A 15,807-nucleotide genomic window follows, 5' to 3' on the forward strand; every position below is an offset into this window, starting at 1 on the left:
AAATTTCAAATGAAAACATCGAGAAATTGGCAACATGTTTCAGCGGTATTGAACAATGAAACCATATATAAATACTATGATGCCGCAACGAGTATACGGGCATTAAATGAACGAACGATTCAATTTAGCCATGCTAGCATATTTAATGATCCTTTTGATTGTAATGTAAATTTATTTGACATAACAGAAGAAGATACTAGAGCATACTTTACTTATATTTCTAAGAAGTATACAGGGAACAACTATGTGGAACGGTTGCGCTTAAAAAGAAATTATGAGGATAAAATCAGGCCAAACTATAAAAGTTTTATGCGAGGCTTGTTCGAAATGGAAAATGCTGAACGGGGTATAACATGTTTCTCAAAGTTATCTAACAATCTGCTGATGTGGGCACACTACGCTAGCAGGCACAGTGGTGTTTGTATTGGTTATGATACATTACAATTAAGAAACCTAATCGTAGAACATCATCGAGAATCAGCATTTTGGCAGGTTAATTACGTTGACAAAATACAACCCAAAAAGTATTTCTTAGAAAGAGATGTTGCTATTGATTATTGGTTTACGACAAAGCATAAAGACTGGGCATACGAACAGGAAGTACGTCTTATTTCTAGAGGATTCAAATTTGATACTCATAATAAGCGAGAGCTTTTTAAAATCCCTTCCGATGTTATTAAAGAGGTATATTTCGGTTATGCGACGACAGAAGACACTAAAAAAAAGATATTCGATATATCACAAAGTCAAAAAGCACAAGTGAGGTTTTATCAAATAGTTCCTAATTACGATTCTTTTGAACTCGAAGCCCGACAATTAGCGTAAAATAATTAAATCCTGACTTATCACTACATTCTGAAACCGCCATCACTTTAACAAAAATTCACTATATTTAACTAAGTAAACTTAATTGTGCTATCAAAAAATACAATTCGTAACTTTGCAATAGCAAATCTGCCAGCAGATAGATAAATGGGACAACAAGATTATATAAAAGACATTGCGCGGTTCGGGTTGGAAAACGACCAGGAGAGACTATTGTCTACGTTGACCGAATTTATCGAGCACAACAAGAATAGCAAGAAAGTCAACTTCGCTTTGCAACTGCAGTCCCTGCTTAAAGATAGTCTACGCAGGCAACAGCACAATCCCTTGCAAAAGGTGGGATCGCCATCACACTATCAAAGCTTGCAAGATCGTGAAACGGACGAACTGATACTCGAGAAACTTACCTCCGACTACAGTCTGAACAATTTGGTATGCACCGCATCGGCAAAAGATCAACTGGTTAATTTTTTGGAAGAACATCGCAACAGCGATCTTCTATCTAAATATCAATTACCGATATCTAACAAGCTCTTGCTTTACGGTCCATCGGGATGTGGCAAGACCTTAGCATCATATGTAATTGCAGGAGAGCTGCAAAAGATGATGATTGTGGTTAACCTCGGTGCTATCGTTTCATCTAAATTGGGCGAGACCAGTAAGAACCTTGCGAAGATTTTCCGCAAAGCAGCACAGGAGGACTGCATCATCTTTATCGACGAGTTTGACTCACTAGGTAAGGTACGCGACTACAGCCAAGATCACGGCGAGATGAAGCGGGTGGTAAATACCATTCTGCAACTCTTCGACTACCTGCCGCAAAGCAGTATGGTGATCTGTGCAACTAACCAAAAGGATATGTTGGACGAAGCATTGCTACGTCGATTTGACTTAGCCATCTCTTTGGAACTACCCGACCAGCAACAGATACAGGAATTGATCCAGTTGGTACTGAAAGAGGGAAAATTTGCGTTTGACCGCAAAGTATCTATAAAGAAGCTGATTCAGCATGCGCAGGGCCTGTCCTACTACAGTATACAGAAGACACTGATCAACGCTGTCAAGCGCAGCCTCTTTGCGATGAAAGACACGCGGGCGCTGAAGCCCAAGATCAATACACAGATATGGCAAGATCTGTTGATACAGGAAAAAGAAGCCCTGGCGATTGAATAAGCCAAGGCTTCTTTCATTATGCGTCGGCTTCGAGATCTTGGTCGAGATCGGTTATATTATTATTAACCACCTCCAGTGTATTAACCGCTTGCAATTCCTCGTAAAGTTTTGGCCTGTCTTTGATCTTTGACTCGTCAGTTACACGAATAGCTAAAGAAAAAGCATGTTCTGGTGTTCTTTGTATCCAAGCTTGTAGATCATGATCTAAATTTTCCTTCACAGCGCAACGTAGTGCAATAACGAGTTGATTGCCTATTTTTTGGATATCCTTTTTTGCTAAGATGATGCTCATTTGTTGCCTATTGGAAAGTGGCTTATTAACCAATGGAAAGAAATCTTCGGACCAGGAGTCTACCGTTGTTTTCACGCCAAGCACTTGGTTTTTTACTTTTAACTTCAAAGAGGCTAATTTCGCTTTTTCGGACAAGGAAAGTCCTTCAATGTCCTTTTTTCGCTGGAGCGTTCTGATTTCGTCTGTCCAAGAATCTTTATAGAAATCATGATCTCGATCAGCTATAATAGCGGCGAGATCATCTGGAGAATCTTTGATTACGCTATTGGCAAAATTGAATGATATATGTAAGGGATTGTAGTCAACATGATTGCCCCATGCTGGGTTGATCTTGAAACACAAGGTCGTCTGGATATTCAGACATTTGGAATTGGCACTACCTAACAGATATTCTGGAATATTTACCAAAACTACTTTATGGTGATCAGTAGGAATGACGTCTTCTATCAATAACGAAACTTCGCCCTCTGAGGAATAAAGTAATTTCTCTCGGTCTGGCTTCCCATGCCCTGCAATGTTACGGTGTATATCTTCTGCCGATAGTACCTGTTTGGTAATATTCGTTTTTTCTCCTTTGTTCAAGTCTTCGAAAGAGCGACGGTATACCCTTTTAGCTAACATGTCTTTCCGTTTGTCGACGCCATCCTCTAAATACGTGTGCGAAAAGCTGTCCGCGCTATTAATCATTAAAGCTTTGACAGATTGCAGGGAAATGTTTGGATATAGGTTGATAAGCTGCGCGGCTAAGTTTAAAGCTAACGGCGTTGCCAAGCTCGTCCCTGCATCGAACGTGTAATAATCCGTACCGGTATCTCCAAATCCAAGAACTTGCATGGCGCCGTCATCATTTAACAGATCACCTCCTGGCATAACGAGATCAGGTTTAAAAAGATTTTTGTTACCGTGATTGGGACTTAATTTTCCTCCGTTGATCTTCTGCTTAAAATCATAGTGATTTTTACGTGAATAGTAGGCCGGCAGGTCTTTGTCGTGACTGAGGTCAGTTGCTGTTTCCGGGCGGTAGTTGTCTGCCAGTGCTCCCACTGTAATGTGGTTCATGCTTTCGGCAGGCGTACAAATATTGGTAAATTCACAGGAGTGTATATCAGACGATATACTAGGGTTATAAAAATGATTGGGATAAATGTGTAAGTCATGAACTTCTTCTTGCATGGCAACCAGATCATCGTAATGCATATTACCCGCCGCAATAAATATCAATATATCTTCCTCATAGGCGAGCTTATCTAGCAAGTAGGCGAATAATGACGGAGATTCGTTATACGCTTTACTCTGCGTACAGACTGATAAGTTGAACAGACGGATGCCCCGCGTACGATGGACATTTCGGATAGCGTCAACTACTTTAATCACATCGATATAACCATCCATATTTTCCAATATTTTGATTGAATATACTTGCGCATCTGCTATTAATTCATTTTCGCCTGTAAAGTAGCGTTCACCCACAGCAGCCAAACTTGCTACGACGGTGCCATGCTGATGAGCTGCGGATAATGCATTACCAGTAGTTGTAATATCCAGTCCGTCCAACACAACCTCCCGAATAGGATCGATCGGCCGAATTCCATTATCCAGAATACCTATAACAGTGGCTGGATTGCCATTTCTTCTGATGTTTAGACCCCATGTTAACTGAGCGGTATTAAACTTATCCGGTTTAACAGTCGCGGCACGTAAAGAATGTGCTTGAGCAAGAATATCAAAGTTTTTAGCAATTTCTATCACAACCTCCCTACTCGCTCCCTTGATCTGCACCATCTTATCATAGGGATCTATTGTGAAAGAGTCGATGTCGCCGAATACAGCTAGCGTATCCAAATATTCGTCTAAAACTTTACGCTGTGTTTCATAGATAGCATCGACATAGGCATTGTTATTAATGAACTCGAACACGAGATCATCCGTACAATTATTACGGATATCATCAGCGGTGTTATATTTAACATCATACAAAGTGGTCATTATCGCATATCGACTTCCTTGGGGTGGAGTACGATTATCGCTCTCTATATATTGATTAAGTAATCTATCGAACGTTTTGAATTTGACGTCATCGACGATTGCAAATAGAACTGTCCTATTGAAATCTTTTTGCATAACGGGACTTAACCCAAATTCGTTCAAGAAACGGGTGCGTGTTTTAAAGGTTGCACCATCGCTAAAAGGGATTAAGAACCTGATCTCGACGATTGCAAGATTTTCTGGCACGAGTGTCTTCTGCTGTAGTCTAGTTTCTCTATCTTGTTTCAACTGAACAAATGAAGCATGAAGCTTTTGCTTATGAACCCTGTATGCTTCTGGATCTTTGTCGTCAAGTTTAGTATCCGTAATAGCTCTAGATTTATTGAATTTGTGAATTGAGCCTGACGGGTTTCGTAAGTAAAGATGGGGTAATTTATGGTTCATATGTCTAACAAATTGGTCGTTATAGCGAATATACAAATTTATTGAAAATATGCACAAATGATATTGGATATGTGCTGACACTATCGTCGGCCTATAAGGGCCCTGTATCTTGTCCCGTCCTATTTGCCATTATCCAATCTTTTTTTGAATTGAGATATTGCAAATCTGGACCAAGACCATAAAATTCCTCGCAGTTCAATCCTGATCGCATTTCTAGTAAATTCAGAACACTGATGTTCCGTTTGTTTTCGTCTTTAAGTTCTAGAAAAAAATGCCCCAAGCAGTCATCGAGAGCAATCAACTTTTGGTCGACAGCAATTCCTGCCAAAAGGCTTGTGACAGACTTAAAGGATGAGCGAATATCGTGAACGCTGTCTTTGTTAAATCCATTAAAATATTCTTCCAAAATGATATCACCATTATGTTCAACTATAACGGCATCAACCTTCGAGTATGTGTTGTCGACTATTTTTTCTTTTAATCCCTTAAACAATGAGGTATCTGCTTCCTGTGCATGACATGGAATAGACCATGTTATTATAATAAACCAAATTTGTCGTATCATGCAACTAAACTTAAACTAAACGTCCGGTAAACAAAACGTTCGTCGGCTCTAATCGTTTCTCTTCTATCTGGCGACGCACTATTGAACATCTTTTAGATAAACCTTACATTCCGCAACTTCCTAATACTACAACATATCGCACCAAGTTGAATTTATCAATGCTCTTTGCCACTATAAACCCACATCGGCACTGTTTCGCCAGCTCGTTCAAAACCAACTTTTCTATAAAAATCGATTGCTTTTCCGTCAGCACTGAGCATCTGCATATGAAAATGGTCATATATTTCATTCATTCTCTGCCACATGTTGATAGGCTGGATGTGTATCATGAAATTCGTGCCAATACATTTCTATTTTATCAATAACGTCTTTATCAATCACGTCGTGCGATTTTCGTCTGCCGTGAAAACGGTGAACCAAGCGCTCACCGTGCGCAACTGGTTGATCGGCTTATATATCGTTGAATTCGAACAAAAAGGTGAAGATCGGGCGAAATATGGCGAACGGTTGTTGCCTGAGCTTTCTGAATCTGTTAAGATAAGGGGCTTGTCTGTTACGAATCTGAGGCTTTGTAGACAGTTTTACACGGCATATCCGCATTTCTTCTCAGCTGTTAAAGAAGTATTAGAAAACAACAGCATACAGGTCATCCGAATTGGTCAGACCGCATCTGACCAATTCGAAAACACTGAAAAACAATATGTTTCAATTCATCAGACGCCATCTGATGAATTGAAACATCTATTGGTACCAGCTGAAAAACTACTTGCTAATCTATCGTACTCACACCTGCAGGAATTGGCTTCGATCACCAATCTTACCAAAAAGAACTTTTCTGGAGATAGAAGCCATTAACAACGCGTGGAGTGTCAAAGAGTTGAAAAGACAGATCAATACACTATACTATGAACGAAGCGGAATAAGTAAAAAACCGGATCAACTGTCAAAAATTGTCAATCAGAGAGCGGAACGTTTGACGGTCGAAGATATGATCAAGTCTCCTTTCTCTTTTGAGTTCTTGGGATTCAAAGCGAAAGATGTGGTTTATGAAAATGACCTTGAAAAGGCTCTTTTAGATCGTCTAGAAGATTTTTTACTCGAAATGGGTAACGGATTCTGTTTCGAAGCCAAACAAAAACGTATCCTGATCGGCGACGAATATTTCTTTATCGATCTTGTCTTTTACCACCGGGTATTGAAATGCCATGTTCTTGTTGAACTGAAAGTGGACGAAGCGAAACATGAGCATATCGGCCAGCTAAAGACCTATGTAAATTATTATAAAAAGGAAATCATGCAGGAGGATGATAACCCTCCTGTAGGATTACTACTGGTAACCAATCAAAACAGGGCATTGGTTGAGTATGCCATTGCAGACAGTGACCAGCAATTATTCGTGAGCAAATATTTATTAGAATTACCGTCAGAAGAAGAACTCATCGCAGAAATTGAACGGGAGAAAAATGTACTAAGGGAACAGGGGGTGGTTTATGGAATGGAGGAATAATTATTATAAAGAGAATTATAAATAAGAATTGTGTATATCCTTCAAGACGCTGATTTCAAATTATTATATACTTCAGGAGAAGATGATGAACCCAGTTGCTTTATGTTTGATGCTTTATCAAATAGCATACAGTTTGACTTGGCTCTTGGTTATTTTCGATCAACAGGGTTTAGCACACTCGCTCTAGGTTTCCGTGAGGATTCCCGCTAAAGAGTCTTGATAGTATACGGCTGCTTTTCTCATGTGCTCTATCTGTGTATATCGGATATATCCTTTTCGCTCACAGGCGCCAGTATATGCCCAAACATTTTGAGTACTTGGTTTACTTTTTCGAGGTTGAGATTTTCCTTACCCTGCTCTATTTTTCGGACTACCGTGAGCGCTACTCCTGCCCGCTCCGCGAAAGCCTCCTGGGTCAGGTTTGCCTGCTTCCTTTTTTCTTTTACAAAATCTGCCAATTTCCTCATGATTATATGTTTTTGCAACGAAATTACACAAATTTAAAAAATTATATGCAAAAACATATAAAACAAGATAAATAATCAAGATTATATGTAAACACATATAAACACCATGATGCCGTCAGAGACGCAAGATCTTGCGTCTCCACCTTCACCCCTATCTCAACCTTCCCCACCATTACCATAATGCGAATAGCCTAGATACATTGCATGCGATGTATCTCAGCTACTCCCTACAATAAAGAATGTAGATAGTTGGCCGTGTCAGTTAGACCGGATTTTCGTAACTGATCCAAAACTTGATACATATCCATTTTCGGATTTTTCTTATGTACCACCATTTCACGGAACGCTTTTATAGACACCTCATGGTTAAGATCTATAATATCCGTCAAAAAATCATCCGCGATTTTTATACCGAGGCCAAAAGAATTTAGATAGTCCTTCGGAAAGTCCTTGATATTATTCGTCGATGACATTCGCATTAGACTTGATAGCAGCAGCTAATACATGACGATCATTCAAATCGGGTAACGTTAGATTCGGAATAATCCCTTCATAGTTTAACACGAACGCATCGGGAAAAGCTTTATTCGGAGCCGAGGCTCTCATTTCCGCTTCCTCTTTTGAAATACCTTTCCGCACCATCACCGCTTTCCATTCGTCGAATATATTGGCGCTCCATTTCGGAGTATACAGATCATAATGCGCAAACCAAAGCAAAAGATCGCGTATAACTACCGGATAGATTACATTCGTATCCAGTACAGCCGTAAATCGTACACTATGAATCATAGAGGCCAAGATCTTCGTCAAGATTCATCATATCGATTAAGTGGTTTTTCTGCTCAGCTTTCATCTGCTTTTTGTATTCAACTACGTCTTCGAAAACTATTCTGCGATGCTTTCCTACTTTTGTATATTGAATCTTCCCTTCCTCAAGTAGTTTAACCAGATGAGGACGGGAACAACCAAGCATCTCAGCAGCTTTTTGCGTCGTTACCTCCGTAGCGAGTGGTACAATCGAGATCGGCTTCCCCTCTGACATAGCTTTCAGAATACTGCTGAATAACTTAAGCGCCCGTAAAGGCACGACTATTTTGTCCTTGGTTTCTTCTATCTCAATTTCAGCCTTTTCTGTGTTTAAGCGCTCAATTACAGTTGCCAACGAATCGTATGATTCCATTGCAACTTTCTGCTCTGCTTTTGAAGGCCTGTTAATTCTATCTATGGTTTCCATATCTGCCATCCTTTCTGATTACATCACAAAAATAAACGAAATATTCGAAATAAACGAAAAAAAAGATAAAGGGGATAGAAATCAGCCCAATATTCTACCTTGGGCTTCGACCCTGTCAGGCTGAGCGCGACATGAACGCCCGTGTACTTCAATAATGTACAGCGGGTTCTTCAAATATCCTTTTTTGAAAAAGTTCTGCGTATTGATCGGTGCCGTAGATAGAGAAATGGTCGGCATCGTACATGTAGGTTTCGGCGCCATCGCCTTTCCGGAGCAAAGGCGACTGATACACGTCTATGTATTTATTCGATATGCTCGAATTTTTTAAATAGCTATTCACTTTGGTGCGATATTTTACGAGGTACGCCTGTGGCTCCACCCCAAACTTCCGGCGCAGATTTTCTATCGCCGGATATTCTACAGTGTAAGCCTCCGTTTGCCCGATGTACACCACGGGGATCTGTAAGCGCTGAAAGTACCGCTCTATGCTATCAAGGTATGTGGCCACCTGATGCTTGGTGTACCCCGCATAGTTCGCCGACAAAATGACTTTGTCTATCTTCGGTGCGTGCCTCGGCAGATACCGGTTATAGACGTAGTTCATTAAGTCCGTTGGCCCGGCAAATACGGATGTCACACCGGGGCTGGGAAACGTCTCATCGCCCGTGGCCTGAATAAGATTAACATTGTTGTTCCTGGCCAGCTTTCGAAGGGTATGGGCGAACATGCCGGCATGGCAGTCGCCTAACAGAAGGTAGTTCTGCTGTGTCTCGGAAAATCGAAACAGCGCCGTAGTATCGAACCCGTCGAACGACTTCCGTGATAACAGATGCTGCCGGTCAAAACCGAACTGATCGGGAGCCATGGTGCGGGGATACGCATGAAAAAAGCCTGCAAGCTTTTGGTCGTCTTCTTTTAGGACAGATTTCAACAGGGAAATTCGGGTGCCCAGAAAGGTACCGACAATAACAACAGCAGCCAGGGCAGACAACGGCATCAGCTGCCTCGACAGAACACTCCGCTCAACGCCATAATACGAACCTGTGGCGAGTGCGAAAGATAGCAGGAAGATCGCCAGCTTGCACGCCCATAGGTCTGCCACACCAAAATAGACAGCTATAACAATAATGGGCCAGTGCCACAGGTACCAGGAGTATGAGATCGCGCCAACATAAGTGGTCAGCCGGCTGCGGAATATTTTCAGGTCTGGCTGAGCGATAAGAATACCGCCCGTTGCCAGCACAGGCACAGCAGCCCAGGCGGAAGGCCAAACGGCGCCCGAGATCCCCATACCTCCTACGATTGCGGCAGTTAATACCATCAAACAGCATAGTGCCAATATGTTGCGGACACGCTGTGTCAGGCGGGAGACAAAAGCACCTTCATAGAGAACGACCAGACCGCCGACAACAAATTCCCACACTCGGGTGGGCAGCATATAGAACGCGAACGAGGGTTTTTGCACTGAAAAATAAAGCATGCTGAGGAAGGAAAGCAGCACAAGCGCCAAAAGCAATATGCCGTCGCTTACTTTTTTTCGCTTAGCCACAACCCGCCAGCCCATTAAAAGCAGCGGATAGAGTATATAAAACTGCCATTCGACGGATAACGACCATGTATGCAGCAGGAAATTTAGCTGTGCCGCCGGCTGAAAGTATCCTGACGAAAGGTAGTAGTACACATTCGAAACGAATAAACTGCTTGATAATCCGAAACGGCTATAGTCATACAGCTTGACGGGCAGCACGAAGTAAAGTATGATAAAGAAGGTGGCTACGACCAGCAGCAGGGCCGGATAGATCCGGAAGGTACGCCGCCTATAGAAATCTAACAGCTGAAAGGTTCCGTTATCTAACCCTCCGAGGATGATCTTTGTCATGAGATAACCCGATAACACAAAGAATATGTCTACCCCTATAAAGCCGATGCTAAACCCCGGTACCTGTAGATGGTATAAAATGACGGCAAGCACAGCGACGCTGCGCAGAAAAGCAATATCGTACCGGAACTTCGTATCGTTCGATTTCATTGGATAGAGGTAGATACAACAAACTTAACTAAAATAGTTAGATGTAAGAAGTGAGATTTGAGTAGTTGGAAAAGTTAGATGGGTTAGAATGGTTAGAATGGTTAGATGACGCTCGTTGCTATCAAAAACCACTTCACGATTTATAGCCGTCCGCCACTAGCTATCTGCTATCTGCCATCCGCCATCTGCCATTAGCCATCCGCTATTAGCCCCTCTTTACATCTTTACAAATCAACGACTTTACGGCTACTATTAGGAGTTAGGGGTTAGGGATTAGGGGATAGAATAGTGAGATGAGTTAGAATGGATAGGTGACGGTTGCTATCAAAAACCACTTCAAGGCTTATAGCTTATAGCCATTAGCAACTTTGCGAATATGCGACTTTGCAAATCAACAACTTCGCGACTTTACATCTATTCCAAGGCAGCCCTGTGCTCGGGGAAGGACCGGCATTGGTTCGACTGCGTCAGCGGGCCGCAATAATAGCCGTTAAGAACCGTTCCTTGTCTGAACGAAGTGAGTTTGGAACGGTTTAGGCTAGGATAAGGCACGGTAGCATCAAGAACCTCGGCCGGAAAGGACCTTGTTTACTTGGGTCCCTCCAAGTAAAACCCCGCCCCGGGTTGAGGGGCAGTAAAGATGTGAGAAGTCAGATATTAGAAGTGAGATTTGAGTAGTTAGAAACTAGGTATGAGGTAATTTTCGGTTCATCCTAGGAGTTCGGGCCTTTACATCTTTACAAATCAACGACTTTACAGTTTATAGCCATCTGCTATCTGCCGTAAGCTATCTGCCCTTATTAACTTCGCGACTTTACAACTATTGGGATACCATTAGCTAATAGCTACATCAAATTCGGGCCCACGAACTTCGGACACCGGAATACGGGCTTTAAAAGTCTGCTCGCGGCCATGCTGGTCGGTAAAATACCCCTGTAGGCTCACCTGAACATTGTGACTTTTATTTCCCGAGAGTGCGCTTCTCCGGACTTTAAAGCTTACAGACAGCACTTGCGCCTTATCCGTTTTCGACTTAAAATAGATCTGGTCGAAAGCGGTCACCTGAAAGATAGCAGTGCTGAACTGCAATTTCGTAATGACCACTGTCTTCACCTTCGCATGCATATCCCGCAGTTCTAATACCACGGAACCTCTTTTATACGCATCCATCGACTGGCGGACATCATGAAACTGGAGATGTACGCTCATATCGAGATACTTTCTAAAAAGTACATAGCGGCGTTGCTCGCGGATCAGATAGACGGCGGCAATAACCAAAATCAATAGCACCAAAATAGTATGTACTTGCATCGTTGTGGCAAATTATATCTTTGTAACAAAGATAACACACTATTGTTTAGCGAACTATCTATTTTGATGAAGAAATTGTTAATAGCCAGCCAGTTAGGTATCGACAAAATGTGCTTATGCGAAATCCTCGGCAACCGGCAAGGCTTGTTCATCTAAACGGAGTGAATAGCGCGCGACAGCTGCACTTTTCTTATTTTCTTTGTGAACAATATAGCCTGTCAGTTCGACCGTCAGTTCCTTGTTGCGGATAGCAGATAAGTACTTCCGTGCTATGTAAATAGCTACGGAGAGCTGCTGCCCCTCGTTTGCAGCATCCAGATAGAGTTTATCAAAATTACGCAGGTGAAGCTCCTTTCTAGAGAAGCGGACAGATTCGATTAAAAAACCTTTACCATCAGCGAAGCTTTGTGTAAGCTCCAGCAAAAGCGAGCCCCGCACCAGCTGGTCGGCCTGCTGCTCTTCTGGCCAAAGTAGAGAAGCCCGTAAATCAAAATAACGTTTAAATCGAAGAGAAGGCAACTTCTGGAAAAAGAAATACCAAAGGAAAGCAAGCGCACATAAAATAAAAAGGACAAACAAATACATTACACGTTATAAATAGTTCCTTTAATTAACGTGCGTTTTTCATGGTTATTACCTAAAAAGGGAAACGATAATCTGTTTCCATGAATCATTGTCGCTGACGGAGCGCTCGGAGTTAGGAGTTAAAGGCTGTACAAATTAAGCCCTTTGCGACTTAACAACTTTGCGAATCAACGATTTAAGATATTCGACCCCGATGGGGTCGTGTAATTGATGTACGGCTTTCTATTGAGATGCGACCCCTACGGGGTCGACTGTTGCGCTGAGGCTTTACGACTTTGCAGCTATTGGGATACGACCCCTTTGGGGTCGCTTTACGACTTTACAACTTCGCGACTTTGCAAATTTTGCGAATCACGAACACTAAATCGCCAATGAAAGGTCATCCTGCTTACCAAACAATGTTCTGTTTTGGATTGCATTTCCCTTAAGGAGCTCTTCCAGATTGTATTTGGTCAGCACCTCTTTGATGGCACGTAAGTGGCGCTCGTGGTGCATATCCGTTCCAACAAGGTCGTACATTCCCGATTTAATCAGCATCAGCGCAGCCGACTTTACATGTTCTCCGTAGTAACGCGACACCGACAGGACGTTGAGTTGAAGTAGACAGCCTGCTTTTTTTATCTCTTTAAAAACTTTGAAGTTCTGGTGGTAATAATTGTATCGCTCGGGATGGGCTAAAATGGGTTGATAGCCTTTCTCTTGGATATCTTTTATAGTTTGGAATAATGCTTTGGACTCCGATAAATAAGACATCTCAATCAACATACACTTATTCGGCAATGGGCAAAGATTGTTGGTGCGGATCAGTTCGGCCAGCTGGTCGTCGATCATATACTCCGCGGAGTAATGCAAATCGAATGTTACGTCCTCCTCCTTTAATGCCGAGGTTAGCTTCTGGTAGGCCTCCTTAATCGTAACCGGATTGTTGTTGTGTACGCCGTGCATAACATGGGGAGTCGCGACAGCATGTTTAATCCCCAGATCCTTAAGCCCTTTCACCAACCGGACCGAAGTTTCCAAGTCTGGACTCCCATCGTCGATACCGGGGAGAAGATGGTTGTGCATATCCCACCCGAGCCATGAAAGATCGTGCTTTAAAATTTCTGCTTTTTGCTTTTTTCCAAATAGGTTATTCCAAAATCCCATAATACTTTTATCTTTTACAAGAATCAAGCCTTGGTTATAGGCTAATAATTATGCCACAAAGGTAACGTTTTCCGCATGAATTCGGACAAGATTTCTAACATTGTAGTTTTAAAGTTACAATACATTGTCTACTATTATAGACGACCGAACCCAATAATATTCAAAAATATAACGGCACATAGTCCTAAAACGCTACAGTTTTTTGTTATAAAACGTTATATATCTGTTTAAACAACAGAATGATAGAAAAGTTTTTAGTTGATGGCTACTGGCTTATGGCTATTGCGTATCTGCCATTGTTTATCCGCTATTAGCGCCTTTTTACACCTTTACAAATCAACGACTTTACATTTTAGAAGTGAGAAGTCAGATATTAGAAGTGAGATTTGAGTAGTGAGTAGTGAGTAACGTAGGCTTATAGCTGCTATTAGCCATTAGCTATCAGCCATGAGATTACTTCGTCGTCGTACGAGGGCTTCGATAAGCTCAGCTTGACATCGTCGAAGGATAGACAATGGAAGGAGTAGTTAGTATGAAGAAGTGAGAAAAGTTAGATGGAGCTACACTACCCGAATCAGCAACTCGACGACTTTACGGCTTATAGCCATTTGCTATCTGCTATCTGCCATCAGCCATCTGCTATTAGCCCCTCTTTATATCTTTACAAATCAACGACTTTACATTTTAGAAGTGAGAAGTCAGATATTAGAAGTGAGATTTGAGTAGTGAGTAGTGAGTAACGTAGGCTTATAGCTGCTATTAGCCATTAGCTATCAGCCATGAGATTACTTCGTCGTCGTACGAGGGCTTCGATAAGCTCAGCTTGACATCGTCGAAGGATAGACAATGGAAGGAGTAGTTAGTATGAAGAAGTGAGAAAAGTTAGATGGAGCTACACTACCCGAATCAGCAACTCGACGACTTTACGGCTTATAGCCATTAGCTATCTGCCATCTGCTATTTGCTATCTGCCACCTGCCATCTGCTGTCTGCTATCTGCCATCAGCCACTCGCCTTTCACTTCACGACTTTACAAATTAACGACTTTACGGCTTATAGCCATTTGCTATCTGCTATCTGCTATCTGCTATCAGTCGTCGTACGAGGGCTTCGATAAGCTCAGCTTGACATCGTCGAAGGATAGACAATGGAAGGAGTAGTTAGTATGAAGAAGTGAGAAAAGTTAGATGGAGTTACATCTTTACGAATCAGCAACTCGACGACTTTACGGCTTATAGCCATTTGCTATCTGCCATTTGCTATTTGCTATCTGCTATCTGCTATCTGCCATTTGCTATCTGCTATCTGCTATCTGCTATCTGCCATTTGCTATCTGCCATCTGCTATCCTCTTCAGATACTCGCCGTATCCCGACTTGACAAGCGGTTCTGCAAGAGCTAGCAGCTGTTGCCTATCAATATATCCCATGCGGTAGGCCACTTCCTCTATGGCTCCGATTTTCATGCCCTGACGCTCTTCTATAACCTGTATAAACTGTCCAGCCTGCATCAGCGATTGGATGGTCCCTGTATCCAGCCATGCTGTTCCCCGATCAAACACCCCAACCTTCAGCTTGCCCCTTCGAAGATACTCTTTATTGATGTCCGTTATCTCCAATTCGCCACGCGCAGATGGTTTCAGTCCCTTTGAGATCCCCACCACGTCATTGTCGTAAAAGTATATCCCGGGCACCGCGTAGTCCGACTTCGGTTCTTTTGGCTTCTCCTCGATCGAAACAACGTTCCGTTCCGCATCAAACTCAACTACACCATAGCGCTCCGGATCGTGTACGGGATAGGCAAAAACCACTCCCCCATCGGGATCGGCACAGCTTTGCAACAGCCTGGACATACCCGATCCGTAGAAGATATTGTCACCCAACACCAAGGCAACCTTATCTTCCCCGATAAATTCTTCGCCCAGGACAAATGCCTGAGCCAGTCCGTCGGGACTGGGCTGCTCTTTGTAGGAAAACGAACACCCTATCTGTGTGCCGTCTCCCAGCAGCTTCCGGAAGTTTGGCAGATCCTGCGGCGTGGAAATAATCAGGATTTCCTTAATCCCCGCCAACATCAATGTAGACAGCGGATAATAAATCATCGGCTTATCATAAACCGGCATCAGCTGCTTACTCACAGCTAGTGTCAATGGATGTAAACGGGTGCCGGAACCGCCGGCGAGTATTATTCCTTTCATATCTTGTTTATGGCTGATGGCTGATGGCTGATGGCTGATGGCTTTTC

The 15,807-nt window shown here is 42.5% G+C and carries 16 protein-coding genes; 4 read left to right on the top strand and 12 right to left on the bottom strand.

Going from position 1 to position 15,807, the window contains the following annotated elements:
• Positions 1 to 9 precede the first annotated feature (9 nt).
• Complete coding sequence (locus BC792_RS09460; RefSeq protein ID WP_148908764.1) at positions 10 to 825, top strand: DUF2971 domain-containing protein; 816 nt, start codon at positions 10 to 12, stop codon at positions 823 to 825.
• A 147-nt stretch (positions 826 to 972) separates the two neighbouring features.
• A complete protein-coding gene (locus tag BC792_RS09465) occupies positions 973 to 1,998 on the top strand; it encodes an AAA family ATPase (protein WP_148908765.1) in 1,026 nt (341 codons plus the stop codon).
• Positions 1,999 to 2,014: 16 nt separating this feature from the next.
• Here the strand turns inward: BC792_RS09465 and BC792_RS09470 are convergent, their stop codons facing one another.
• The 3 genes from BC792_RS09470 to BC792_RS18335 form a co-directional block, all read right to left on the bottom strand.
• Complete coding sequence (locus BC792_RS09470) at positions 2,015 to 4,720, bottom strand: S8 family peptidase (protein WP_148908766.1); 2,706 nt, start codon at positions 4,718 to 4,720, stop codon at positions 2,015 to 2,017.
• A gap of 91 nt (positions 4,721 to 4,811) precedes the next feature.
• A complete protein-coding gene (locus tag BC792_RS09475; protein WP_148908767.1) occupies positions 4,812 to 5,285 on the bottom strand; it encodes a serine hydrolase in 474 nt (157 codons plus the stop codon).
• 155 nt (positions 5,286 to 5,440) lie between these two features.
• Positions 5,441 to 5,578, bottom strand: coding sequence for a hypothetical protein (locus BC792_RS18335; RefSeq protein ID WP_170250001.1), 138 nt, complete (start codon positions 5,576 to 5,578; stop codon positions 5,441 to 5,443).
• Positions 5,579 to 5,612: 34 nt separating this feature from the next.
• Here BC792_RS18335 and BC792_RS18485 point away from each other — a divergent pair, with 34 nt between their 5' ends.
• Entirely contained in the window at positions 5,613 to 6,140 is a 528-nt protein-coding gene (locus BC792_RS18485) for a DUF1016 N-terminal domain-containing protein (RefSeq protein ID WP_211357511.1), read from the top strand.
• A 22-nt stretch (positions 6,141 to 6,162) separates the two neighbouring features.
• Positions 6,163 to 6,792, top strand: coding sequence for a PDDEXK nuclease domain-containing protein (locus BC792_RS18490; RefSeq protein WP_211357512.1), 630 nt, complete (start codon positions 6,163 to 6,165; stop codon positions 6,790 to 6,792).
• Positions 6,793 to 7,040: 248 nt separating this feature from the next.
• Here the strand turns inward: BC792_RS18490 and BC792_RS09485 are convergent, their stop codons facing one another.
• From BC792_RS09485 to rfbA, 9 genes are all read right to left on the bottom strand, one after another.
• Positions 7,041 to 7,259: a helix-turn-helix domain-containing protein gene (locus tag BC792_RS09485; protein WP_148908768.1), complete on the bottom strand. Its 219-nt coding sequence runs from the start codon at positions 7,257 to 7,259 to the stop codon at positions 7,041 to 7,043.
• Between the two features lie 227 nt (positions 7,260 to 7,486).
• Complete coding sequence (locus tag BC792_RS18495; protein ID WP_211357513.1) at positions 7,487 to 7,732, bottom strand: VapC50 family PIN domain-containing toxin; 246 nt, start codon at positions 7,730 to 7,732, stop codon at positions 7,487 to 7,489.
• Positions 7,716 to 8,048 carry a PIN domain-containing protein gene (locus BC792_RS18500; protein ID WP_211357514.1) on the bottom strand — a complete coding sequence of 111 codons (333 nt, stop codon included), beginning with the start codon at positions 8,046 to 8,048 and terminating at the stop codon, positions 7,716 to 7,718. Before BC792_RS18500 ends, BC792_RS18495 begins: the two co-directional genes overlap by 17 nt.
• Complete coding sequence (locus BC792_RS09495) at positions 8,038 to 8,502, bottom strand: helix-turn-helix domain-containing protein (RefSeq protein WP_246154958.1); 465 nt, start codon at positions 8,500 to 8,502, stop codon at positions 8,038 to 8,040. The genes BC792_RS18500 and BC792_RS09495 overlap by 11 nt, the downstream gene beginning before the upstream one ends.
• Positions 8,503 to 8,641: 139 nt before the next feature.
• Positions 8,642 to 10,522, bottom strand: coding sequence for an acyltransferase family protein (locus BC792_RS09500; protein ID WP_148908769.1), 1,881 nt, complete (start codon positions 10,520 to 10,522; stop codon positions 8,642 to 8,644).
• Positions 10,523 to 11,356: 834 nt separating this feature from the next.
• Positions 11,357 to 11,833: a hypothetical protein gene (locus tag BC792_RS09505; RefSeq protein ID WP_148908770.1), complete on the bottom strand. Its 477-nt coding sequence runs from the start codon at positions 11,831 to 11,833 to the stop codon at positions 11,357 to 11,359.
• A 114-nt stretch (positions 11,834 to 11,947) separates the two neighbouring features.
• The gene (locus BC792_RS09510; RefSeq protein ID WP_148908771.1) at positions 11,948 to 12,418 is read right to left on the bottom strand and encodes a hypothetical protein; all 471 of its coding nucleotides are present in this window, start codon (positions 12,416 to 12,418) and stop codon (positions 11,948 to 11,950) included.
• 360 nt (positions 12,419 to 12,778) lie between these two features.
• Positions 12,779 to 13,564, bottom strand: coding sequence for a tyrosine-protein phosphatase (locus BC792_RS09515; RefSeq protein WP_148908772.1), 786 nt, complete (start codon positions 13,562 to 13,564; stop codon positions 12,779 to 12,781).
• A 1,329-nt stretch (positions 13,565 to 14,893) separates the two neighbouring features.
• Complete coding sequence (gene rfbA / locus BC792_RS09525; protein ID WP_148908773.1) at positions 14,894 to 15,760, bottom strand: glucose-1-phosphate thymidylyltransferase RfbA; 867 nt, start codon at positions 15,758 to 15,760, stop codon at positions 14,894 to 14,896.
• Positions 15,761 to 15,807: the final 47 nt, after the last annotated feature.

It is taken from the genome of Sphingobacterium allocomposti (assembly GCF_008124885.1).
Lineage (GTDB): Bacteria > Bacteroidota > Bacteroidia > Sphingobacteriales > Sphingobacteriaceae > Sphingobacterium > Sphingobacterium allocomposti.